Origin of the sequence: Mumia sp. Pv4-285 (assembly GCF_041320275.1) — a bacterium.
Taxonomy (GTDB): Bacteria; Actinomycetota; Actinomycetes; order Propionibacteriales; family Nocardioidaceae; genus Mumia; species Mumia qirimensis.
This window is the reverse complement of sequence record NZ_CP162023.1, coordinates 3,815,918-3,839,048: the sequence shown is the minus strand read 5'-3', so window position 1 is coordinate 3,839,048 and position 23,131 is coordinate 3,815,918. Positions and strand designations below refer to the sequence as shown.

Below are 23,131 nucleotides of genomic sequence, written 5' to 3'. Positions count from 1 at the left end.
GGGATGCCTTTCGGTGGGGGAGTCAGTCGAGCGAGCCCCACACGGGCGCGACGGCGACCGCGGTGGGAGAGAGGACCTGCGTGACGTGGACCTCGGTGCCGGCGCCGACGGCGGTCTCGGCGCGTGCGTTGAGCTGGAGGACGTGGCCGCCGACGGTGACCCGGACGACGCCGAAGCCCTCGGCGGGGATCTCCGTGATGACCTGTCCGCTGTAGCCGACGGAGTCACCGGTCGACGGAGTCGCGTCGCTCCCGCCACCGCGTACGAGTCCGGTGAGCCAGGCGGCGAACCAGCCGACGACCAGGCCGCAGACGATGCCGATCGGGAGCGTGCCGACGAGCGGGAGACCGGCTGCGTCGGCCGCCGCCGCTCCGAAGCCGAACGCGGCGACGAAGCCGCCGACCACCGCGGTGGAGAACGCGTCTCCGGGAAGGGCGTCGAGGATCCCGTCGAAAACTTCTCCGACGATCAGGGAGACAGCGAGCAGGGCGAGGCCGACCAGGCCGAGGATCAGGAACACGGTCACGAAAGAGCTCCAGGGGAGGGGGTGAACGGATCGTACTCGACCTCGGGACCAGGCCCGTACCAATCCGGTTGACGGACAGCGGACACTGGAGGGCGTGGGTCACGTGGAGCTGTCCGGAGTCCGGTACGACCTCCCTGACGGGAGGGTGCTGCTGGACGACGTCTCGTTCCGGGTGGGCGACGGCGCCGTCGTCGCCCTGGTGGGAGCCAACGGCGCCGGCAAGACGACCCTGCTGAGGATCATCACCGGAGAGATCACCCCGCACGCCGGCTCCGTCAACCGCAGCGGCGGGCTCGGCATCATGCGCCAGATGGTGACGCGCCACCCCGACGGCTCGCACCTCGAGACGGTGCGTGAGCTGCTGCTCTCGATCGCCCCGCCGCGGGTCCGGCTCGCGGCCGCTAGTCTCGACGAGGTGGAGCTGCTCCTGATGGAGCGCGACGACGAGCCGACCCAGCTGCGGTACGCGTCGGCGCTCGCCGAGTACGCCGACTCCGGGGCGTACGAGCTCGAGGTCACCTGGGACGCGTGCTGCACGGCGGCGCTCGGGATCGGCTACGAGCGGGCGAAGTGGCGCGACCTCTCGACGATGTCGGGCGGTGAGCAGAAGAGGCTGGTGCTGGAGGGGCTGCTGAGGGGCCCTGACGAGGTCCTCCTGCTCGACGAGCCGGACAACTATCTCGACGTACCCGGTAAGGAGTGGCTCGAGGCGCAGCTGAGGGCGACCCAGAAGACCGTGCTCTACGTGAGCCACGACCGTGCCCTGCTCGCGAACACCGCTACCCGGATCGTCGCGCTGGAGCTCGGTGCGGCGGGCAGCACCGCCTGGACGCATCCGGGCGGTTTCGCGACCTATCACGAGGCCCGCGCCGCACGGTTCGAACGTCTGGAGGAGCAGCGCCGCCGCTGGGACGAGGAGCACCACAAGCTCCGCGAGCTCATGCTCATGTACAAGAACAAGGCGGCCTACAACTCCGACATGGCCGCGCGCTACCGGGCGGCGCAGACGCGCCTGCGCAAGTTCGAGGAGGCCGGGCCGCCGGAAGCCGTCCCGAACGACCAGAACGTGTCGATGAGGTTGACGGGTGGCCGCACGGGCAAGCGCGCCGTCGTCTGCGAGGCGCTCGAGCTGACCGGTCTCATGCGTCCGTTCGACCTCGAGGTCTGGTACGGCGAGAGGGTGGCCGTCCTGGGGTCCAACGGGTCCGGCAAGTCGCACCTCCTCCGGCTGCTCGCCGCAGGAGGGTCCCGTCCCGACATCGAGCACCAGCCGGTCGGCGACCAGGTCGTCGCCCCGGTCGCGCACGAGGGGATGGCGAGGCTCGGTGCTCGCGTACGCCCGGGCTGGTTCGTGCAGACCCACTCGCACCCCGAGCTCGTCGGCCGGACGCTGCTCGAGATCCTGCACCGCGGCGACGTGGACGCACGGGGCATCGGGCGCCGAGGGATGGGACGCGAGGAGGCGGCTCGCAAGCTCGACCGCTACGGACTCGCCCGCTCCGCGGAGCAGGCGTTCGAGTCGTTGTCGGGCGGGCAGCAGGCACGGTTCCAGATCCTTCTGCTCGAGCTCTCCGGGGCCACGCTGCTGCTGCTCGACGAGCCCACCGACAACCTGGACGTCGACTCCGCCGAGGCGCTCGAGGACGGCCTCGCGGCGTTCGACGGCACGGTGCTCGCCGTCACGCACGACCGGTGGTTCGCTCGGACGTTCGACCGGTTCCTGGTGCTCGGCCAGGACGGCAGGGTGTACGAGAGCCCCGAGCCGGTGTGGGACGAGGGGCGGGTCGCGCGGGAGCGGTGACGTCCTAGGCCGCGAGATCGTCCGGTGCGAACGCGACGAGTGAGCTGTCGGTCGCCAGGTGGACGGTCTCGATCGGGACACGCTGGAAGCGGGCCGCCGCAGTCAGGGCCCGCGCCCACGACCGGTCGTCGGGGTCCATCCTGTGGTGTCCGGGCCGGCTGACGAGGAAGGCGACCGACGACACACCGTCCGCCTCGTCGAGGAGGCGTCGGCACATCGTGAGGAGCTCCGACGCCATCTCGTGGTCGCCGCGGTCGGACAGGTCGACGATCTCAGAGATCTGCGGGATCATCCGCCGCTCGGTGTCGACGAAGGTGAACCACAGCGAGCGGCGGGAGAAGCCGAGCTCGCCCATCAAGATCGACCAGCGGTCGTGCAGGTCCTGCTGGCAGCGGATCGGGGTCGCGAGTGCGGTGCGCATGTCGTCCATGGCGCACAAGCGTGCCGGAATCCGGCGGACCTCCGTGGGCGTCGTCCACAGGCCTGCTGGTCACCGTCACCAGGTGTCGACGTAGCCGCGGGAGCCGCCGGTGCCGGGTCGGTGGTCGCCGAGGGTCGCGACGAGCCAGCGGCGCGTGTCTGCGGGGTCGATGACGTCGTCGAGCTCGAACGTCATCGCGGCGTTGATCGCCTTGCCGGCGTCGTAGTGCTCGGCGACCAGCTGCTGGAACCGCTCCTCACGCTCGCCCGGGTCGTCGATCGCGGCGAGCTCGCGGCTGTAGCCCAGGCGGACCGCGCCCTCCAGCCCCATCGCCCCGATCTCCCCGGTCGGCCAGGCGGCCGTCGCGACCGGCCGGTGGAAGCCGCCGGCCGCCATCGCCTGCGCGCCGAGACCGTACGCCTTGCGGAGGACGATGGTCGTCACGGGCACCCGCAGGTGCGAGCCGATGACGAACAGGCGGCTGAAGTGCCGGACGGTCGCCGTCCGCTCTGCCTCCGGGCCCACCATGAAGCCGGGTGTGTCGCAGAGCGAGACCACTGGCAGGCCGTGGGCGTCGCAGAGCTGGAGGAAACGGGCGAGCTTGTCGGCTCCGTCGGCGTCGATCGCCCCGCCGAGGTGGGTGGGATCGTTGGCGACGATCCCGTAGGGCCGTCCTTCGATCCGTACGAGCGCCGTGACCATCCCGCGTCCGAACTCGGCACGCAGCTCGAGGACCGAGTCGCTGTCGGCCAGCGTGCGTACGACCTCGAGCACGTCGTACACGCGCAGGCGGTTCTCGCCGATGACGTGCCGGAGCAGGCGCTGGTCGGGCGCGGACCAGCGGGCGACGGGGCCCTGGAAGTACGAGAGGTACTTCTTCGCGACCGCGACGGCCTCGGCGTCGTCGTCCACCAGCACGTCGACGACGCCGTTGGGCCCCTGGACCGACATGGGTCCGACCTCCTCGGGGGCGTACCGGCCGAGACCGCCACCCTCGATCATCGCGGGCCCGGCCATGCCGAGGGACGAGTCCCGGGTGGCCACGATGACGTCGCAGCAGCCGAGGAGCGCGGCGTTGCCGGCGAAGCAGCGTCCGTTGAGCACCCCGACGGTCGGCACCGAGCCGCTGAGCGCGCCCATCGCGGCGAAGGTGCCGACGTCGAGGCCCGCGGTGTGGACCGCCGTCGTGTCGGTGTCGCCCGGGCGCCCGCCGCCGCCCTCCGCGAAGAGCACGACCGGGACGCCGAGGCGCGCGGCGACCGACAGCATCCGGTCGGTCTTCTTGTGGCTGAAGTAGCCCTGCGTGCCTGCGAGGACGGTGTAGTCGTACGCGAGGACCGCGACGCGCGAGGAGTCCTCGCCGTGGTCGGCGGCATTGATCGTCGCGAGTCCGGTGACGATCCCGTCCGCGGGGGTGCTCGTCACGAGGTCGTCGAGGGAGCGACGGGTGCGCTGAGCGGCCACCGGCAGCGCGCCGTACTCGACGAAGGAGCCGTCGTCGCACAGCGCGTCGACGTTCTCCCGCGCCGTACGGTGCCCGCGCGCACGGCGCTTCTCGACGGCCTGCGGACGGGCCTCGTCCCGCGTCAGCCGGTGCCGCTCGAGCACCTCGGCGAGGTCAGGACGGATGTGGGTGGGGTCGAGCCGCTCGGGGTCCTCCCGCTCGTCGACGCGGACGTCGCCCGGCTCGATGACGACGAGGAGGTCCCCGTCGCCCACCTGGTCGCCGGCGGCGACCAGGACCTCCTGCACGGTGCCGGAGGCCGGCGCCACGACGGGGTGCTCCATCTTCATCGACTCGAGGACGAGCAGGATCGCGCCGGCGGCGACCGCGTCGCCCGGCGAGACGTCGACCGCGACGACCGATCCGGAGAAGGATGCCGTCACGGAGGCGGTGTCGCCGGGGACGGGGGTGTCGTCCCGCTGGCCGGTCGAGAGCTCCGGATGGCGGGCGAGGAAGGTCGTGGTGGCTCGGCCTGAGACCACTTCCGGGTGCGCGAGCACGCGCGCCGCCATCGCGAGGTTGGTCTCGACGCCGTCGAGCACCGTTGCGCGGACGGCGGCCTCTGCGGCGGCACAGGCCTCCGCGAAGGTCCCTGCCGTGGTCGTCACGAGCTTGGCGAGGAGCGGGTCGAACGTGCCGTCGACACGCAGCCCGGGGCGGACGTGGGTGTCCACGCGCACCGTGGGCGACGTCGGCGTCTCGAACGCGGTCACGGTCCCGGTCGCGGCGACCACCGACCCGTCGGTCAGCGGGCGCTCAGCGTTGACGCGGACCTGGATCGCGTACGTGTCCCCACTCGGCGGAGCGTCGGCGTCCAGGCCGATCTCCGCGAGCGTCGCCCCGGCGGCCAGCCGCAGCTGGGCGGAGACGAGGTCGACGCCCGTGACCTGCTCGGTGACCGTGTGCTCGACCTGGACGCGGGGATTCACCTCAATGAAGACGAAGCGCGCCGGGTCGTCGGCGTCGACGAGCATCTCCACCGTCGCGAGGCCGCGGTACGGGACGGCCTCGGTGAGCGTGATCGCGGCGTCGTGCAACGCCTTGCGGGTGCTGCCGTCGAGCGCCGGGCTCGGGGCGTACTCGACGACCTTCTGGTGCCGGCGCTGGAGGCTGCAGTCGCGTTCGCCGAGGTGCACCACGCGTGAGCCGTCTCCGAGCACCTGGACCTCCAGGTGGCGGGCGTGGGGGAGGAGGGCCTCGGCGTACAGCGTGTCGTTCCCGAAGCTCCGCTGCGCCTCGGACCGGCAGCGGTCGTACGCGTCGGCGAGGGCGGCACCCTCGGTCACGGACCGCATGCCGCGACCGCCGCCACCCGCGGTGGCCTTGAGCATGATGCCGCTCGGGTTCTCCGCGAGGAAGTGCCCGGCGTCGGCGAGCGTGATGCCCGCAGGCGTCGCTGGGAGGACGGGCACGCCCAGGCGTACGGCGTGGTCGCGGGCGCCGGCCTTGTCGCCGAAGAGCCGCAGCACGTCGGCGTCCGGGCCGACGAAGACCAGACCGGCCTCGGCGCAGCGTTCGGCGAGCCGGGGGTCCTCGCTGAGGAAGCCGTAGCCGGGGTGCACCGCCTGCGCGCCGGTGGCGAGCGCGGCATCCACGACGGCCTCGACGTCGAGGTAGCCCGCGACGCCGTCACCCGGCAGCGCGTACGTCTCGTCGGCCTCGGCCACGACGAGCGTGTCGGCGTCCGCGGGGACGTGCGCGGCGACCGTCGGCCAGCCGAGCGAGGCGGCGGCGCGGTGGATGCGGACGGCGATCTCGCCGCGGTTGGCGATGAGGATCTTCACGGGCGGGACCCCTTTACGGATGGGTCTGCGTTGACCCGCTCGGGGATGCCGAGCGCGTTGACCCACAGGCGCGTCAGCGTGTCGGTGAGCGTGTCGAGGTCGCGGTCGTCGCCCAGCACGTAGGTGTTGTAGGCGGTGCGGGAGACCATCATCGAGAGCGCGGTCGCCGCGAGACCGGCGTCGACGTCGGGGTCGGCGAGCCCGCGCTCCTGGAGGTGGCGGATGCTGCGGGCGTTGCGCTCGGTGAAGGCGCGCCCACGTTGCCAGCGGACGTCTGCGAACCGGTCGTCGATCGCCGCGACCTGCTCGAGCAGGCGCATCAGTGCGGCGTTGCGCGCGTACGACTCCAGGTAGGCGCGGTTGCCCGCCGCGATCACGGCGACGGGGTCGTCGCCGCTGGTGACCTCGCGCACCTGCGGGTGGAGCATCTCCTCCTTGACCTCTTCGAGGACGGCGGCGAAGATCTCCTCCTTGCTCGCGAAGTAGGTGTAGAACGACCCTGCCGCGGTGCCCGCCTCCGTCGTGATGTCGGCGAGACGCGCGTCCAGGAACCCGTCGCGCTCGAAGACGGTCCGTGCTGCGCTCACCAGGCGGGCGCGGGTGCGCACGCCCCGGGCCGTACGAGGGGGCTCGCGCAGCTCTGCGGGCTCAGCCTCGTCGGCGTCGTTGCTCGTCCGCGGCATGCGCACCTCCTTGTCGGGCACTTGAACTTGAAATCGGATTCAAGTATACAGAGCAGAGGCCGCAACGGAAGGAGCACGATGGAGCTCGACGGAAGTGTCGCCGTGGTCACCGGCGGAGGTGGCGGGATCGGGGGAGCGCTCGCCCGGCGCCTCGTGGCCGCCGGCGCCAAGGTGCTCGTGACCGATCTCGACGGTGCCGCCGCGGAGGCCGTCGCCGCCGACATCGAGCAGTCGAGCCCCGGCAGCGCCGTGGCCATGGCCGCCGACGCTGCCGACGTGTTCGGGATCCGAGAGGCGGTCGCGCGCGCCGAGGACGCGTTCGGCCCTGTCGACCTGTACGCCGCGAACGCGGGCGTCGGTGGAGCGCCGGGGCTCGGGGGCGAGGCGCAGTGGGACCTCGCCATCGACGTCAACCTCCGCGCCCACGTCCGGGCTGCCGAGGTGCTCGTCCCCCGGTGGCTCGAGCGCGGACGCGGCTACTTCGTCAGTACCGCGTCGGCCGCCGGTCTCCTCACGCAGGTCGGCTCGGCCGCGTACGCCGTCACCAAGCACGCCGCCGTCGGCTTCGCCGAGTGGCTGTCGGTCACCTACGGCGACCGGGGCATCGGCGTCAGCTGCCTGTGCCCGATGGGGGTCGAGACGGCGCTCCTGCGCGAGGGCGAGCGCTCGGGCGACCCGCTCGGCGAGGCCGCCACCCGGGCCGTGACCTCGGCGGGCGACGTCCTCACGCCGGAGGTCGTCGCCGACGACGTCGTCCGCGCGGTCGCCGCCGGCCGGTTCCTCGTCCTGCCGCACCCCCAGGTGCTCGACATGTACCGCCAGAAGGGCGCTGACTACGACCGCTGGATCCGCGGCATGCGCCGCTACCAGGCGAGCCTGCTCGCCGACCGACCCTGAGCTCCGAGGAGGAGTCATGTCATTCTTCGAAACCACCGAGCGCGGCAAGAAGTACCAGGAGGACCTCCTGGACTTCATGGACGCCCATGTCTACCCCGCAGAGGCGGTCTACACCGCCCAGATGCAGGAGTCGGGCAACCCTCACCACCACCCGCAGATCCTCGAGGACCTCAAAGCCGAGGCCAAGCGGCGCGGTCTGTGGAACCTCTTCCACCCGCACCCCGAGTGGGGCCCGGGCCTCACGAACTACGAGTACGCGCCGCTCGCCGAGATCATGGGCCGCAGCCCGCACCTCGCGCCCGAGTCGATGAACTGCGCGGCTCCGGACACCGGCAACATGGAGGTGCTCACGCTCTTCGGCAACGACGAGCACAAGGAGAAGTACCTCAAGCCGCTGCTCGACGGTGAGATCCGCTCCGCGTTCGCGATGACGGAACCCGCCGTCGCGAGCTCCGACGCGACCAACATCGAGATGCGGATGGAGCGCGATGGCGACGAGTACGTCCTCAACGGGCGCAAGTGGTTCACGTCCAACGCGATGCACGCCCACTGCAAGGTGCTCATCGTGATGGGCAAGACCGACCCGACCGCGGCGACCCACCGTCAGCAGTCGATGATGGTCGTCCCGCTCGACGCCCCCGGGATCACGGTCGTCCGCAACCTGCCGGTCTTCGGCTACCAGGACCGCGAGGGCCACGCGGAGGTCGTGTTCGAGGACGTCCGGGTCCCCGCGAGCGACGTGCTCGCCGGCGAGGGGGAGGGCTTCGCGATCAGCCAGGCGCGGCTCGGCCCAGGCCGCATCCACCACTGCATGCGGGCCATCGGGATGGCGGAGCGCTCGTTGGAGCTGCTCTGCAAGCGCGCTCTGACCCGCGAGACCTTCGGGCAGCCGATCGCCGAGCGGTCGAACATCCAGGACTGGATCGCCGAGGCGCGGATCGAGATCGAGAAGTCCCGTCTTCTCACGCTCAAGGCGGCCTGGATGATGGACGAGGTCGGCAACAAGGCCGCACGGATGGAGATCGCGGCCATCAAGGTCGACGTCCCCAACACGGCCCTCAAGATCGTCGACCGTGCGATCCAGGTGCACGGCGGCGGCGGCGTGACCGACGACTTCCCGCTCGCCTCGTTCTACGCGCACCTTCGTACGCTGCGGCTCGCCGACGGCCCCGACGAGGTCCACAAGCGCACCCTCGCGCGCCAGGAGCTGCGCAAGTACGCCGGGGTGACCGCGTGAGGACCGGCTCCACGAGAGAGGCGGTCGTCGTCTCCACCGCGCGTACGCCGATCGGCAAGGCGTACCGAGGAGCGTTCAACGACACGTCCGCCCAGGAGCTCGCCGGTCACGCCGTCCAGCACGCCGTCGCGCGGGCGGGGCTCGAGGGCGGTGAGGTCGACGACGTCGTCCTCGGTGCGGCGATGCAGCAGGGGTCGTCCGGGTTCAACGTGGCCCGCCAGGCTGCGCTGCGCGCGGGGCTCCCGAGCTCCGTGGCGGGCATGTCGGTGGACCGCCAGTGCGCGTCCGGACTGATGGCGATCGCGACGGCCGCCAAGCAGATCGTCCACGACGGCATGCAGGTCGTCGTGGGCGGCGGGGTGGAGTCCATCTCCCTGGTCCAGAACGAGCACGCGAACGGCTTCCGGACGCAGGACCCGTGGCTCGTCGAGCACGTCCCCGACCTCTACATGCCGATGCTCCAGACCGCGGAGATCGTCGCCGAGCGCTACGACGTCAGCCGCGAGCGTCAAGATGCGTTCGCGCTCGCGTCGCAGCAGCGCACCGCCGCTGCCCAGGCCGCCGGACGCTTCGCCGACGAAATCGTCCCGCTGCCCTCGAGCCGGCTCGTACGCGGCGAGGACGGGTCGCCCGTCTCGGAGCCGATGACGCTCGAGCACGACGAGGGCAACCGTCCGTCGACGACGCTCGACGGGCTCGCCGGCCTCCGACCCGTGCTCGGCGACGGTGACGTCACCCGGCGCGCGACCGTCACCGCCGGCAACTCCTCGCAGCTGTCGGACGGTGCGTCCGCGTCGGTCCTCATGGAGGCGACGGAGGCGAGCCGTCGGGGACTCGAGCCCCTGGGCATCTACCGAGGCATGTCGGTCGCGGGGTGCGCGCCCGACGAGATGGGCATCGGACCGGTCTTCGCGATCCCGAAGCTCCTCGACCAGCACGGGCTGAAGGTCGACGACATCGACCTGTGGGAGCTCAACGAGGCGTTCGCCTCCCAGGCGCTCCACTGCCGCGACGCGCTCGGCATCGATCCCGAGCGCTACAACGTCGACGGCGGCGGCATCTCCGTCGGCCACCCGTACGGCATGACCGGCGCGCGGCTCGTCGGGCACGCGCTGATCGAGGGACGGCGGCGTGGCGCCCGCTACGTCGTCGTCACGATGTGCATCGGGGGCGGCATGGGTGCCGCCGGGCTCTTCGAGGTCGCGTGAGCACCGAGCTGGTGCTGGCCGAGCGGCGGGGCGCTGTGCTCGTGCTCACCCTCAACCGACCCGACCGCCTCAACGCGTGGAACGACGAGCTCGAGGATCGCTACTTCGCGCTGCTCGACGAGGCCGAGGCCGATCCCGACGTGCGCGCCGTGGTCGTGACCGGAGCCGGCCGCGGCTTCTGCGCGGGCGCGGACATGGACGCGCTCGCGAGCATCGGGACGAGCGAGGTCGTCGAGGTGCCGGTGCGTCCGCGTCCGCGGCACCGCCCGCTGATGTTCTGCAAGCCGTTGATCGCCGCGATCAACGGGGCGGCTGCTGGGCTCGGTCTCGTCGAGGCGCTCTACTGCGACCAGCGGTTCGCCACGCCGGACGCCAAGCTCACGACGTCGTTCGCGCGGCGCGGGCTGATCGCCGAGTACGGCATCGCCTGGCTGCTGCCACGGCTGGTCGGGCAGAGCCGGGCGCTCGACCTGCTGATGTCGGCGCGCGTCGTGCGGGGTGAGGAGGCGCTGCGCATGGGGCTGGTGGACCGCGTCGTCGATGCCGATGCGCTGCTGGACACCGCGGTCGCGTACGCCGAGGACCTCGCCGCACACTGCTCCCCGACCTCGATGAGCATCATCAAGCGACAGGTCCTGCAGGCGCTCGACAGCGACATCCGCTCGGCGCTCACAGAGGCCGAGGCAGAGATGGTCGATTCCTTCCAGCGACCGGACGTCACGGAGGGCGTCGCCAGCTATCTGGAGGGCCGTGCCCCGTCGTTCCCGGGAGTGTCCGTGCCCTAGCCGCGGCGAACGAGCAGGACCCGGAACCCCTTCACGCTGGTGACCCTCTCGGTCGGCCACCCCTGGTCGATCAGCCAGCGCTGAAGGGAGTCCGAGCCGAGGTTCTTGCCGACCACCAGGCGCGCCACGCCGTCCGGTGCGAGGCGAGGGAGCCACCGGAGCAGCAGCTCGTGCAGCGCCACCTTGCCGATCCGGATCGGCGGGTTGGACCAGATCTCGTCGAACACGGTCGTCGCCGGGACGTCGTCCGGCGCCGCGACGACGACCCGTGAGGCGACGCCGGCGCGTTCGGCGTTGTGGCGGACGAGGTCGCGTGCACGGGTGTTCGTGTCGACGGCGTGCACGGTCGCCTCGGGCACCTCGGCCGCCACGGCGACCGCGATGGCGCCCCAGCCGCACCCGAGGTCGAGGACGGTACGGGCACCGTCCGGCGGGTCGAACGCCGACAGCAGGACGGCCGTCGCCTTGTCGAGGCCGTCGCGTGCGAAGACGCCGGCGGCCGTCGTGAACGTGTAGTCGTCGCCCCAGATGCGCGCGACGACGTCACGGCGTTCCTCGGGTCCGGTGGGCGTGGCGTCGAAGTAGTGCTCAGTCACTCTCGGGCCCCTCGGCGGGGCCGCGGAACACGCGTGTCTCCTGTGCGCGCGACGCGAGGTGGGAGTCGGCCGGGTAGGCAACCTCCTCCAGCGTCAGCCCGTGCGCTGGCATCACCTTCACGCGCGAGTCGCGGGTGCGGGCCTTGAGCACGCGACTCATCCACGCGGGCTCGTGACGTCCGTCGCCGACGGCCGTCAGCGCGCCCATCAAGGAACGCACCATCGAGTGGCAGAACGCGTCCGCGACGACCGTCGTCTCGACGATGCCGGAGTCGGTGCGGCGGGTCGTCAGCTGCAGCAGGGAACGGATGGTGCTGGCACCCTCGCGGCGGCGGCAGAACGCGGCGAAGTCCTGCTCGCCGAGCACCCCGATCGCCGCGTCGTTCATCGCGGAGACGTCGAGCGGCTTGTGGTGGTGCACGACGTGGTTGCGGTGCAACGGGTCGGGTCCGGTGGGACCGTCCCAGATCCGGTACACGTAGCGGCGGCGCAGAGCGGAGAAGCGGGCGTCGAAGCCGTCGGCGGCGATGCGGGCCGTCCGCACGACGATGTCGTCGGGCAGGACGCGGTCGAGGCGGCGTACGAGGTGGGTCTCGTCGGTCTCGACGTCGTCCGGCAGGTCGACGTGGACGACCTGGCCGCGGGCGTGGACACCGGTGTCCGTCCGGCCCGCCACCGTCAGCCGTGGTGGGTCCTCGAGGCGCAGGACGAGAGCGATGGCCTCCTCGATGGTCTGCTGCACGGACGGCAGTCCTGGTTGGGTCGCCCAACCCCGATAGGCGCTTCCGTCGTAGGCAAGATCCAGTCTCCAGCGCACCTGATCAACCTATCGACGGCGTCAACCGGCCGACGGCACGCGGTCGTCGAGCGCGAGGACCAGCTTGCCGGTGTTCACGCCCGAGAACAGGCCGAGGAGAGCGTCGGGGAAGTCGTCGACCCCTCCGTGCAGCACGGTCTCTCGCGCGACCACGGTGCCGTCGGCGATCCATCCGGCGATCGCCTCGACGGCCTCCGGGTAGCGGTCCTCGTAGTCGAAGACCACGAACCCCGCCATCGTCGCCCGGTAGACCAGGAGCGAGAGGTAGCGGCGTGGGCCCGCCGGCAGCGAGGTCTCGTTGTAGGCAGAGATCGCGCCGCACAGGACGACCCTGGCGCCGCGACGCAGGTTGGCGAGGCCGGCGTCGAGGATGTCGCCGCCGACGTTGTCGAAGAAGACGTCGATGCCCTTGGGAGCCGCCTCGCGGAGGCGGGGGAGGACCTTCTCGGCCTTGTAGTCGATCACGGCGTCGAAGCCGATCTCGGAGAGCCACGCGCACTTGTCGGGACCACCGGCGATGCCGATCACCGTGCAGCCCATCGCCTTGGCGATCTGACCGACGACGCTCCCGACGGCTCCGGCGGCGCCCGACACGAGGACCGTGTCTCCCGGCTGGACCTTGCCGACGTCCTTGAGCCCGAAGTAGGCGGTCATCCCCGGCATCCCGAGCGCGCCGAGCCAGGTGGGAGCACCGCACGTGTCGAGGTCGATGTGCGTCACGCCCCGGCCGTCGGACAGCGCGTACTCGGTGACCCCGAACGAACCCGCGACCGTGTCACCCACCGCGTACGACGGGTGGCCCGATGCGACCACGGTGCCGGTCGCGCCGGCGCGCATCACCGCACCGATCTCCACGGGCGGGATGTACGAGCTGAAGTCGTTCAGCCAGCCGCGCATCGCCGGGTCGAGCGAGAGGTGGGAGACCCGGACGACGAACTGGCCGTCGCCGGGCGCGGGGACCTCCGAGGTCACGACCGACCAGGTCGTGTCGTCGGGGTAGCCGTGCGGGCGCTGGTTCAGCAGGACCTGGCGGGCCGTGAACGGCGCGGCCGGTGCGGACTCGGTCATGGATTCATCCTCCTCGAGTGACGTCGGCCACTCTAGAGGCCGGGTACGCGCGAAGGCCGCCCGGGGCTGGGCCCCGGACGGCCTTCGTGGCTGTGGCGTGTGTCAGGCGCGGCGGCGCCGGGCCGTCATGAGCGCAGCGCCTCCGCCGAGCAGCAGCGCGAGGCCGCCGGCGGTCCAGGCGAGGTTCGAGCCGCCCGTGTTGGGAAGCACTCCCTCGTCGTCGGTCTCGGTGTCGCCCGCGACGTCCTTCGGCGGGGTGGTCTCCGACGGCGCTGCCGGGGTCTCGCTCTCGCCGGCCACGCTCGGCGTGGTCTCCGACGGCGTGGTCGGCACGGTCTCCGTCGGCACCGTCTCGGTCGGCGTGGTCTCCGTCGGCACGGTCTCGGTCGGCGTGGTCTCCGTCGGCACGGTCTCGGTCGGCACGGTCTCGGTCGGCGTGGTCTCCGGCGACGTCGGCGGCGTGGTGGGCGGCGAGGTCGGCGGCGTCGACGGGGTCTTCGTCGGGTACGTCACCGTGGGCGTCGGCGTGCCCGGGGGGCAGTCCGGGTTGTGGGGCTTGCCGGGGTGGTAGTGGCCGCCGTGGTGGCCGCCGGTCGCGGGCGCGACCGCAGAGGCGGACGGAGCAACCGCGACGCCGAGGCCGAGAACGATGCTCGCGGCGGCGGGCAGGACGATGCGGGCGAAGGGGGTACGGGGGTTCACGAGTGTCCTTCGAGAGTGTGCGGGGGAGCGGCCCCGTCCGAAGAGGGGCCAGATGGAACCTAGCGAAGGTTCCGTCCCTCGTGCGACGTCCTGCTTGACTTCGTGCAGCATGTGAGATGCCCCTTCGGGGCAAACCGGTCGCAAGACGGACAGAAACACCGCCGCCCGTCCACATCGTGGACGGGCGGCGGTGTCGGTGCGATGAGACCTCGGGTCGTCAGGCCCAGCGCTCCTCGCGCGAGGGGAAGACGAGACCGCGGTCGCCCGTGTAGATCTGCTTCGGGCGAGCGATCTTCTGCTCCGAGTCGTTGACGAGCTCGAGCCACTGCGCGAGCCAGCCGGCCGTACGCGGGATCGCGAACAGCACGGTGAACATCTCCGGCGGGAACTGGAGCGCCTCGTAGATGAGACCCGAGTAGAAGTCGACGTTCGGGTAGAGCTTGCGCTTGACGAAGTACTCGTCCTCAAGCGCGATCTTCTCCAGCTCGACGGCGATCTTGAGGAGCGGGTTGACCCCGGTGACCTCGAAGACGTCGTCGGTGGCCTTCTTGATGATCGTGGCGCGCGGGTCGTAGTTCTTGTAGACGCGGTGACCGAAGCCCATCAGGCGCTCGTCGCCGGCCTTGACGCCCTCGATGAACGCCGGGACGTTGCTGACGTCGCCGATGCGGCGCAGCATCTTGAGGACCGCCTCGTTCGCGCCGCCGTGCAGCGGGCCGTAGAGCGCGCCGATGCCGGCGGACACCGCGGAGTACGGGTCGACCTGGCTCGAGCCCACCGAGCGCACGGCGTTGGTCGAGCAGTTCTGCTCGTGGTCGGCGTGCAGGATGAACAGCACCTCGAGCGCCTTCACGAGACGCGGGTCCGCCTGGTACTTCGGCTCGCTCATCTTGAAGAGCATCGCGAGGAAGTTCTCGGCGTACCCGAGGTCGTTGTCCGGGTAGACGTACGGCTTGCCCTGGGCGTGCCGGAAGGACCAGGCGCCGAGCGTCGGCATCTTGGCGATCATCCGGACGATCTGCAGGTGACGCGTGTCGGCGTCGTGGATGTTGCGCGCCTCGGGGTAGAACGTCGACAGCCCGCCGACCGCGGACAGCAGCATCCCCATCGGGTGGGCGTCGTAGCGGAAGCCCTGCATGAGCGACTTGATGTTCTCGTGCACGAACGTGTGGAACGTGATGTCGTGCACCCACGAGTCGTACTGCGCCTCGCTGGGCAGCTCGCCGTGGATCAGGAGGTACGCGACCTCGAGGAAGTTCGACTTCTCGGCAAGCTGCTCGATCGGGTAGCCGCGGTACTCGAGGATGCCCTTCTCGCCGTCGATGTAGGTGACCGCGGACCGCGTGGAAGCGGTGTTGGTGAACCCCGGGTCGTACGACGCGATGCCGGGATCGTCGTCGCCGGCCTTGATCTTGCCGAGGTCGCTCGCGCGGATCGTCCCGTCGACGATCGGGAGGACGTACTCCTTGCCGGTCCGGTCGTCCCGGACTGTCAGGGTCTGGCCGTCGGCCGAAGGTGTGGCGTCTGTCACGAGGAGTTCTCCTTGTGCCTGGCGTGCGCACGCTGGGTCGATGCGCCGCTCGATTCAAGGGTCCCCTGGGTATTGAGACCCACTCCAACTTATTGCGTCGCGCGAGCGTGCACACAGCCGGGTCCCGCTGGCGGCCGAGAACGCGCTCCCGCCGGCCGGGTCCTTGAGCCCGCGAGGTAGGCTTCGATCTGGAGCGTCCGGCGTACGGCGCCCCCGCGCCGAGGGTCGTTTTGACCGAGCCCGTGGTGGACAGTTATTGTTGTACGTCGTTGTGCCTTGATGGAGATGCGGTTCTCCTGCGTCCGTCGAGGTGCACCATCAGTCCCCATCCACACGAAGGTAGAACTAGCGTGCGCACGTACAGCCCGAAGCCTGGTGACGTCGACCGCAAGTGGCACGTCATCGACGCATCTGACGTGGTGCTTGGGCGTCTCGCCGTCCAGACCGCGACCCTGCTTCGCGGCAAGCACAAGCCGACGTTCGCCCCGCACGTCGACAACGGTGACTTCGTCATCATCGTCAACGCCGACAAGGTCGCTCTCTCCGGCAACAAGCGCGAGGACAAGCTCGCGTACCGTCACAGCGGCTACCCGGGTGGTCTCAAGCAGGTGGCCTACGGCGACCTGCTCGACAAGGACGCGCGCAAGGCCGTCGAGAAGGCGGTGTGGGGCATGCTCCCCAAGAACCGCCTCAGCCGCGCGCAGTTGAAGAAGCTGAAGGTCTACGCCGGCCCCGAGCACCCGCACGCCGCTCAGCAGCCGCAGACCTTCGACATCACGCAGATCGCCCAGTAGGCCCAGGAAGCAGTGAGGATCAACGTGGCCGAGACCAGCACCGAGACCGTCGACACGACCGACGAGTTCACGACCAACGCCGAGGGCGTTGCCTACACCTCCGAGACCGCACCGAGTGCGGAGTCGGCGGCACGTTCGTCGATCATCGCCCCTTCGGCAGCCACCGGCCGCCGCAAGGAGGCTGTCGCTCGTGTCCGCCTCGTGCCGGGCACCGGTGCGTGGACGGTCAACGGCAAGCCGCTCGAGGAGTACCTCCCCAACAAGCTGCACCAGCAGATCGCCAAGGAGGCCTTCGCATCGACGGGCCTCGGCGAGAGCTTCGACGTGATCGCTCGCGTCTCCGGTGGCGGCATGACCGGCCAGGCCGGTGCGCTCCGCCTCGGCGTCGCCCGCGCGCTGAACGCGGTCGACGAGGAGTCCAACCGCGCGACGCTCAAGAAGGCCGGGCTGCTCACGCGTGACGCCCGCGCCAAGGAGCGCAAGAAGGCAGGCCTCAAGAAGGCCCGCAAGGCACCGCAGTACAGCAAGCGCTGACGGCTCCACCGTGGGTCGGATCTTCGGAACTGACGGCGTCCGCGGGGTCGCCAACGTCGACCTGACGGCCGAGTTGGCAGTTGATCTCGCCGTCGCAGCGGCCCACGTGCTGGGGGAGGCTGGCGCCTTCGCCGACCAGCGACCGACAGCAGTCGTGGCCCGCGATTCCCGCGCCTCAGGAGAGTTCCTCGAGGCTGCGGTGGTCGCGGGTCTCGCGTCTGCCGGGGTCGACGTGCACCGTCTCGGTGTCGTCCCGACACCCGGTGCCGCCTATCTGACGGCGGCGCTCGACGCCGACATGGGCGTCATGATCTCGGCGAGCCACAACCCGATGCCCGACAACGGCATCAAGTTCCTCGCGCGGGGCGGGCTGAAGCTCGACGACGCGATCGAGGACGAGATCGAGCACACGCTCGAGCAGCCCTGGCGGCGACCGACCGGTGCCGCTGTGGGTCGTGTCGGCGACAGCACGACCGCACTGCGCACCTACGAGCGCCATCTGGTCCAGGCGGTCGGTCGCAGGCTGGACGGTCTGAAGGTCGTCCTGGACTGCGCCAACGGTGCTGCTTCGTCCGTCGGCCCGGCCGCGTTCGAGGCGCTCGGCGCCGACGTGGTGAGCGTGCACGCCGAGCCCGACGGGCTCAACATCAACGCCGCCTGCGGGTCCACCCATCCCGAGGACCTCCAGCGTGCCGTCGTCGAGCACGGCGCAGACGCCGGCTTCGCCTTCGACGGGGACGCCGACCGGTGCCTGGCGGTCTCGGCCGACGGAGCGCTGGTCGACGGCGACCAGATCCTCGCGATCCTGGCGCTGGCCCTCCACGGCGAGGGGCGCCTCGTCGACGACACCGTCGTCGCGACCGTGATGTCGAACCTCGGTCTGGTGCAGGCCATGGAGGCCCACGGCGTGACGGTGGTGCAGACGGCGGTCGGCGACCGCTACGTGCTGGAAGCCATGCGCGAGCGTGGCTACAACCTCGGCGGTGAGCAGTCGGGTCACGTGATCATGAGCGACCACGCCACGACCGGGGACGGCGTGCTGACCGCGCTCGCCGTGACGCGACAGATGGCCGAGACCGGCAGCACGCTCGCCGACCTCGGCGCCGTGATGCGGCGCCTCCCGCAGGTCCTGGTCAACGTGCCCGGGGTCGACAAGTCGCGTGCCTCCACGGACCCGGACGTCGCCGCCGCCGTCGCCGAGGCGACGGCAGAGCTCGGCACCACGGGCCGCGTGCTGCTGCGGCCGTCCGGCACCGAGCCTCTCGTGCGGGTCATGGTGGAGGCGGGCTCCGGCGAGCAGGCCGACGCCGTGGCGCAGCGGCTCGCGACGGTCGTCGGGTCGGCGCTCGCGCTCTGACGCGGCGGCCCGCCCACGAAACGCAGGTGCGTCGAAGGGTCCGATGATCCTACGGTGACGAGATGCTCATCGAGGAGATCGATCCCGTCGACGACGCCGCTCTGGAGGCGTTCCACGCGCACGAGGTCCGCGTCGCGGCCACCCGGCCGTACGGCACGACGTGGACGCTGCCGGAGCTGGTCGTGGCGGCTCGCACCGACGACCCCTGGAACGCGCGCACGCTCCTGTGGGCCCGGCGCGACGACGGCACGGTGCTCGCGACCGGCATGCTGGAGGCGCCGCTGCGTGACAACACGGACGCCGCGTGGATCGACGTGGCGACCCTGCCCGAGCACCGTGACGTCCTCGGGCCGGTCCTGGAGCACGTCAAGGACCGTGTCCGGGCGCTGGGTCGTCGCACGCTGGAGTCGGTCGCCAAGTGGGCACCCGGTGACGAGGAGGGGCCTGAGGCGGAGATCCTGCGCGTGCACGGGTTCCGGCTCGGACTCGTCGAGGCGCAGCGCGTGCTCGACCTGCCGACGGACCGCGAGCACCTGGAGCGCCTGGCCGACGACGCCGCCGTGCACCACTCGGCGTACGCGCTGCGGACCTGGCGCGGGCCGGCGCCCGACGAGGTCTTGGCCGAGTACGCCGCGATGCGGGCGGTGATGGCGGTCGAGGCGCCGTCGGGCGACATGGGGTGGGAGGCCGAGGACTTCCCGCCGGAGCGTGTCCGCACCGAGGAGGCCGAGCTCGCCGCGCAGCGGCGTACGCCGTGGACGACGGTCGCGGTCGCCGACGACGGAACGCTCGCCGGGCACAGCCAGATCATCGTGCCGGCCACCGACATCGAGAACGCCTACCAGTGGGACACCCTGGTCCTCCGCGAGCACCGGGGCCATCGGCTCGGGCTCGCGATGAAGGCGCGCAACCTCCTCGCAGCCGCCGACGACCTCGTCCCGCGGTCGCTCCTGCACACCTGGAACGCCACGGAGAACGGGCCGATGGTCGCTGTGAACGAGACGATCGGTTTCCGGCTCGCAGCGATGACGGGCGAGTTCCGCTGCGACCTGTGAGGGGGGCTCACGCGTCGGCGGCGACCGGGTCCTCACGGCGTACGAGGTAGCGGGTGAGGATGACGCCCCATGCTCCGGCGACGAAGAACATGACCAGGCCGTACACCGCGCCCGGGACCGAGATCTCGACCTCGTCGAGCACCTCGACGGCCACGTAGATCGCGAGGGTCGCGTTGTGGACGCCGATCTCGAAGGACGACGCGACCGCCTGACGCTCGGTGACACCGGCCCACCGCGGGACCAGATAGCCCACCGCGAGGCTGGCCGCGCAGAACAAGGTCGTGATCGCGCCGACCTTCGCGGCGTAGTCGGCGACGTTGGCCCGCTGGTCGACGAGGATGCCGAGCACGAGCACGGCGAGGATGACCGCCGAGGCGATGCGGACCGGCTTGTCCATCCGTGCGGCGAACGCGGGCCGCGCCGACCGCACCGCCATGCCGAGCGCCACCGGCAGCAGCACGATGGCGAACACCTCGAGCACCTTGGTGAACTGCAGCGAGACCGAGCTGTCGGCCTCGAAGTAGGCGATGGCGAGGTTGGTGATCAGGGGGAGCGACACGATGGCGATGATCGAGTTGATCGCGGTCAGCGTCACGTTGAGCGCGACGTCGCCGCGGAAGAGGTGGCTGTAGAGGTTCGCGCTGGTGCCGCCCGGGGACGCCGCGAGCAGCATCATCCCGACCGCCAGCAGCGGCGGGAGGTCGAAGAGCAGCACCAGCCCGAAGCACAGCGCCGGGAGCAGGAGGAGCTGGCAGACGAGCGCGACGACGACGGCGCGGGGATGGCGTCCGACCCGGCGGAAGTCGTCGACGGTCAGCGACAGCCCGAGGCCGAGCATGATGATGCCGAGGGCGATCGGGAGGCCGACGGTGCTGAGCGCGGAGTCCATGGCCGAACCCTAGGGGTGACGTACGTCACGCGGGAAGAGGGGCCGGAATCGTGGACCGGCGTGGCTCAGAGCTTGCGCAGGCGCACCCACCGCACGGAGTGGTCCGCGTCCTTGCGCAGCACCAGCGTCGCCCGGCCGCGGGTGGGCTCGATGTTCTCCTTGAGGTTCGGCCCGTTGATGGAGTCCCACAGCAGCGACGCCTGGGCGACGGCCTCCTCGGAGTCGAGAGCGCCGTAGCGGACGAAGTAGGAGTCGGGGTTGCGGAACGCGGTCTCGCGCAGCCGCAGGAACCGCTCGACGTACCACCGCCGTATGTCCTTGCGGGCGGCGTCGACGTAGACCGAGAAGTCGAAGAAGTCGCTCGTCGCCAGGCCCGTACGGCCATCGGCGCGGGACCGGGCGGGCTGAAGGACGTTGAGGCCCTCGATCAGGACCACGTCGGGGTGGTTCAGGGTGACGACCTCGTCGGTGACGTCGTACGAGAGGTGGGAGTAGACCGGCGCCTCGACGGTCTCGCGGCCTGACTTCACAGCCATCACGAACCGCAGCAGCGCCTTGCGGTCGTACGACTCCGGGAAACCCTTGCGCTCCAGCAGGCCACGACGCTCGAGCTCGGCGTTCGGCAGCAGGAAGCCGTCGGTGGTGACGATCGACACGTTGCTGTGGGCGGGATTCTTGGCGAGCAGCTCGCGCAGGAGGCGCGTGGTCGTGGACTTGCCGACCGCGACCGACCCGGCGATGCCGATCACGTACGGCGTGCGCTTGGGCTGCGGTCGACGCAGGAACGCCTCGGTCGACCGGTAGAGCTCGCCGGCGTACCGGATCCGCATGCTGATCAGCTGCGCCAGCGGCACGTAGACCTGCCGGACCTCCTCCAGGTCGAGCTCGTCGCCGAGCCCGCGGACCTTGTCGATCTCGGTCTGCGTCAGCGGCTGGGGGGCATCACCGGCGAGATCCGCCCAGGCGCTGCGCTCGAGCTCGACGTACGGCGAGGTATCGCCGGAACCCGGCTGCGTGACCGACATAGGACCCATTCTTGCCGCTGGGCGTCAGAGACCGGCCGGTACCCTGGTCCTCATGTGTGGAATCGTCGGATACGTCGGTCAGCGTCCCGCCCTGGATGTCGTCCTCGGGGGACTGCGCCGTCTCGAGTACAGGGGCTACGACTCCACCGGTGTCGCGCTGGTGATGGGCGACCAGATCGCCGTCTCCAAGAAGGTCGGCAAGCTCGCCAACCTCGACAAGGAGCTCGCCGAGAGGCCCCTCCCGCACTCGAGCACCGGCATCGGCCACACCCGCTGGGCCACCCACGGGCCGCCGAGCGACCGCAACGCCCACCCGCACGTGTCCGGCGCCGACCGGGTCGCCGTCGTCCACAACGGCATCATCGAGAACTTCGCCGAGCTGCGCGCCGAGCTGGAGGCCGACGGCTACGAGTTCGTCTCCGAGACGGACACCGAGACCGTCACGCACCTCGTCCACCGTGAGCTCCTCGGCGACGCCGACGACCTGAGCGACGCCGTCCGTCGCGTCTGCCGCCGGCTCGAGGGGGCGTTCACGCTCGTCGTCGCCGACGGGACGGATCCCGACCGTGTCGTCGGCGCGCGCCGCAACTCGCCGCTGGTCGCCGGTCGCGGTGACGGCGAGAACTTCCTCGCGTCCGACGTGTCGGCGTTCATCGAGTACACCCGCGACGCGGTCGAGCTCGGTCAGGACCAGGTCGTGACGATCACCCGCGACGGCATCGACGTCACCGACTTCGACGGCCGGCCCTCCTCGGTCACCGAGTACCACGTCGACTGGGACGCCGCGGCCGCCGAGAAGGGCGGCTACGACTGGTTCATGCTCAAGGAGATCGACGAGCAGCCGCAGGCCGTCGCCGACACCCTGCTGGGTCGTCACGACTCCGCCGGCCGCCTCGTCCTCGACGAGATGCGGCTGTCCGACGACGAGCTGCGCGAGATCGACAAGGTCGTCATCATCGGTTGCGGCACCGCCTCGTACGCGGGCATGGTCGCCAAGTACGCGATCGAGCACTGGACCCGCGTCCCCTGTGAGGTCGAGCTGGCGTCGGAGTTCCGCTACCGCGACCCCATCGTGGGCCGCTCGACCCTGGTCGTCGCGATCAGCCAGTCGGGCGAGACGGCGGACACGCTGCAGGCGATCCGCCACGCACGCCAGCAGGGCTCGAAGGTCCTCGCCATCTGCAACACCAACGGCTCGACCATCCCGCGCGAGTCCGACGCGGTGATCTACACCCACGCCGGCCCCGAGATCGCAGTCGCCTCCACCAAGGGCTTCCTGACCCAGCTCGCCGCCTGCTACGTCCTCGGCCTCTACCTCGCGCAGGTGCGCGGCACGAAGTACGGAGACGAGATCGCGACGACCGTCGCCGAGCTCCAGAAGCTCCCCGACGGCATCCGGACGCTCCTCGAGGGTGCCGACGCGGTCCGGACCCTCGCGCGCGAGCTCGCCGGACACCGGACGTTCCTGTTCCTCGGTCGCCACGTCGGCTACCCGGTGGCGCTCGAGGGTGCGCTCAAGCTCAAGGAGCTGGCGTACCTGCACGCCGAGGGCTTCGCGGCGGGCGAGCTCAAGCACGGACCGATCGCGGTCATCGAGCCCGGCCTCCCGGTTTTCGTGGTGGTGCCTCCCAAGGGCCGCGACCAGCTCCACGAGAAGGTCGTGAGCAACATCCAGGAGATCCGTGCGCGCGGCGCCCGCACCGTGGTCCTCGTCGAGGACGGTGACACGTCCGTCGACCCGTACGCCGACGTGGTGATCCGGCTGCCGAAGGCCCCGACGCTGCTGCAGCCGGTCCTCGCCGTCGTGCCGCTGCAGGTCTTCGCAGCCGAGCTCGCCTCGGTGCTCGGCCACGACGTCGACCAGCCCCGCAACCTCGCGAAGTCCGTGACGGTCGAGTAGGCCCTCGGGTCCACCCT

At 70.9% G+C, this 23,131-nt stretch carries 21 protein-coding genes; 10 read left to right on the top strand and 11 right to left on the bottom strand.

Features of this window, described 5'->3' with window-relative positions; genetic code table 11:
- Positions 1-22: 22 nt before the first annotated feature.
- Positions 23-526 (bottom strand): hypothetical protein, encoded by a 504-nt coding sequence (locus AB3M34_RS18490; protein WP_370616183.1) that lies wholly within the window; start codon positions 524-526, stop codon positions 23-25.
- 94 nt (positions 527-620) lie between these two features.
- On the opposite strand from AB3M34_RS18490, the gene AB3M34_RS18485 reads away from it, so the two are divergent.
- Complete coding sequence (locus AB3M34_RS18485; protein ID WP_370616181.1) at positions 621-2,327, top strand: ABC-F family ATP-binding cassette domain-containing protein; 1,707 nt, start codon at positions 621-623, stop codon at positions 2,325-2,327.
- A 4-nt stretch (positions 2,328-2,331) separates the two neighbouring features.
- Here AB3M34_RS18485 and AB3M34_RS18480 read toward each other — a convergent pair whose 3' ends face one another.
- The 3 genes from AB3M34_RS18480 to AB3M34_RS18470 form a co-directional block, all read right to left on the bottom strand.
- Complete coding sequence (locus AB3M34_RS18480; protein WP_370616179.1) at positions 2,332-2,757, bottom strand: hypothetical protein; 426 nt, start codon at positions 2,755-2,757, stop codon at positions 2,332-2,334.
- A gap of 66 nt (positions 2,758-2,823) precedes the next feature.
- Complete coding sequence (locus tag AB3M34_RS18475; RefSeq protein ID WP_370616177.1) at positions 2,824-6,036, bottom strand: acetyl-CoA carboxylase family protein; 3,213 nt, start codon at positions 6,034-6,036, stop codon at positions 2,824-2,826.
- The gene (locus tag AB3M34_RS18470) at positions 6,033-6,719 is read right to left on the bottom strand and encodes a TetR/AcrR family transcriptional regulator (protein ID WP_370616175.1); all 687 of its coding nucleotides are present in this window, start codon (positions 6,717-6,719) and stop codon (positions 6,033-6,035) included. The genes AB3M34_RS18475 and AB3M34_RS18470 overlap by 4 nt, the downstream gene beginning before the upstream one ends.
- A 78-nt stretch (positions 6,720-6,797) precedes the next feature.
- On the opposite strand from AB3M34_RS18470, the gene AB3M34_RS18465 reads away from it, so the two are divergent.
- The 4 genes from AB3M34_RS18465 to AB3M34_RS18450 are packed head-to-tail and all read left to right on the top strand — an operon-like array spanning position 6,798 to position 10,846.
- Positions 6,798-7,616, top strand: coding sequence for an SDR family oxidoreductase (locus AB3M34_RS18465; RefSeq protein ID WP_370616174.1), 819 nt, complete (start codon positions 6,798-6,800; stop codon positions 7,614-7,616).
- A 16-nt stretch (positions 7,617-7,632) separates the two neighbouring features.
- On the top strand, positions 7,633-8,853 hold the full coding sequence (locus AB3M34_RS18460; RefSeq protein WP_370616172.1) for an acyl-CoA dehydrogenase family protein: 1,221 nt from the start codon (positions 7,633-7,635) through the stop codon (positions 8,851-8,853).
- Positions 8,850-10,061 carry an acetyl-CoA C-acyltransferase gene (locus tag AB3M34_RS18455; RefSeq protein WP_370616171.1) on the top strand — a complete coding sequence of 404 codons (1,212 nt, stop codon included), beginning with the start codon at positions 8,850-8,852 and terminating at the stop codon, positions 10,059-10,061. Before AB3M34_RS18460 ends, AB3M34_RS18455 begins: the two co-directional genes overlap by 4 nt.
- Entirely contained in the window at positions 10,058-10,846 is a 789-nt protein-coding gene (locus AB3M34_RS18450) for an enoyl-CoA hydratase-related protein (protein ID WP_370616169.1), read from the top strand. Before AB3M34_RS18455 ends, AB3M34_RS18450 begins: the two co-directional genes overlap by 4 nt.
- Here AB3M34_RS18450 and AB3M34_RS18445 read toward each other — a convergent pair.
- The 5 genes from AB3M34_RS18445 to AB3M34_RS18425 form a co-directional block, all read right to left on the bottom strand.
- A complete protein-coding gene (locus AB3M34_RS18445; RefSeq protein WP_370616167.1) occupies positions 10,843-11,442 on the bottom strand; it encodes a class I SAM-dependent methyltransferase in 600 nt (199 codons plus the stop codon). The genes AB3M34_RS18450 and AB3M34_RS18445 overlap by 4 nt on opposite strands.
- Positions 11,435-12,259 carry a tRNA pseudouridine(38-40) synthase TruA gene (gene truA / locus AB3M34_RS18440; RefSeq protein ID WP_370616166.1) on the bottom strand — a complete coding sequence of 275 codons (825 nt, stop codon included), beginning with the start codon at positions 12,257-12,259 and terminating at the stop codon, positions 11,435-11,437. Before truA ends, AB3M34_RS18445 begins: the two co-directional genes overlap by 8 nt.
- 21 nt (positions 12,260-12,280) lie before the next feature.
- Positions 12,281-13,327 carry an NADP-dependent oxidoreductase gene (locus tag AB3M34_RS18435; protein WP_370616164.1) on the bottom strand — a complete coding sequence of 349 codons (1,047 nt, stop codon included), beginning with the start codon at positions 13,325-13,327 and terminating at the stop codon, positions 12,281-12,283.
- A gap of 102 nt (positions 13,328-13,429) precedes the next feature.
- On the bottom strand, positions 13,430-14,029 hold the full coding sequence (locus tag AB3M34_RS18430; RefSeq protein WP_370616162.1) for an LPXTG cell wall anchor domain-containing protein: 600 nt from the start codon (positions 14,027-14,029) through the stop codon (positions 13,430-13,432).
- Between the two features lie 217 nt (positions 14,030-14,246).
- Complete coding sequence (locus AB3M34_RS18425; RefSeq protein ID WP_370616160.1) at positions 14,247-15,560, bottom strand: citrate synthase; 1,314 nt, start codon at positions 15,558-15,560, stop codon at positions 14,247-14,249.
- 350 nt (positions 15,561-15,910) lie between these two features.
- Between AB3M34_RS18425 and rplM the strand changes: the two genes are divergently transcribed.
- The 4 genes from rplM (at position 15,911) to AB3M34_RS18405 (ending at position 19,300) form a co-directional block, all read left to right on the top strand.
- Positions 15,911-16,354: a 50S ribosomal protein L13 gene (gene rplM, locus AB3M34_RS18420; RefSeq protein WP_370616158.1), complete on the top strand. Its 444-nt coding sequence runs from the start codon at positions 15,911-15,913 to the stop codon at positions 16,352-16,354.
- 24 nt (positions 16,355-16,378) lie between these two features.
- Positions 16,379-16,888 carry a 30S ribosomal protein S9 gene (gene rpsI / locus AB3M34_RS18415; RefSeq protein WP_370616156.1) on the top strand — a complete coding sequence of 170 codons (510 nt, stop codon included), beginning with the start codon at positions 16,379-16,381 and terminating at the stop codon, positions 16,886-16,888.
- A 10-nt stretch (positions 16,889-16,898) separates the two neighbouring features.
- Complete coding sequence (glmM, locus tag AB3M34_RS18410) at positions 16,899-18,245, top strand: phosphoglucosamine mutase (RefSeq protein WP_370616154.1); 1,347 nt, start codon at positions 16,899-16,901, stop codon at positions 18,243-18,245.
- Between the two features lie 62 nt (positions 18,246-18,307).
- Positions 18,308-19,300, top strand: a complete 993-nt coding sequence (locus AB3M34_RS18405; protein WP_370616152.1) for a hypothetical protein — start codon at positions 18,308-18,310, stop codon at positions 19,298-19,300.
- A 7-nt stretch (positions 19,301-19,307) separates the two neighbouring features.
- Here AB3M34_RS18405 and AB3M34_RS18400 read toward each other — a convergent pair whose 3' ends face one another.
- Positions 19,308-20,189 (bottom strand): bile acid:sodium symporter family protein, encoded by an 882-nt coding sequence (locus AB3M34_RS18400; protein ID WP_370616150.1) that lies wholly within the window; start codon positions 20,187-20,189, stop codon positions 19,308-19,310.
- Between the two features lie 65 nt (positions 20,190-20,254).
- Positions 20,255-21,223 (bottom strand): type I pantothenate kinase, encoded by a 969-nt coding sequence (coaA, locus tag AB3M34_RS18395; protein ID WP_370616148.1) that lies wholly within the window; start codon positions 21,221-21,223, stop codon positions 20,255-20,257.
- 43 nt (positions 21,224-21,266) lie between these two features.
- Here coaA and glmS point away from each other — a divergent pair, with 43 nt between their 5' ends.
- On the top strand, positions 21,267-23,114 hold the full coding sequence (gene glmS / locus AB3M34_RS18390; protein WP_370616146.1) for a glutamine--fructose-6-phosphate transaminase (isomerizing): 1,848 nt from the start codon (positions 21,267-21,269) through the stop codon (positions 23,112-23,114).
- Positions 23,115-23,131 lie beyond the last annotated feature (17 nt).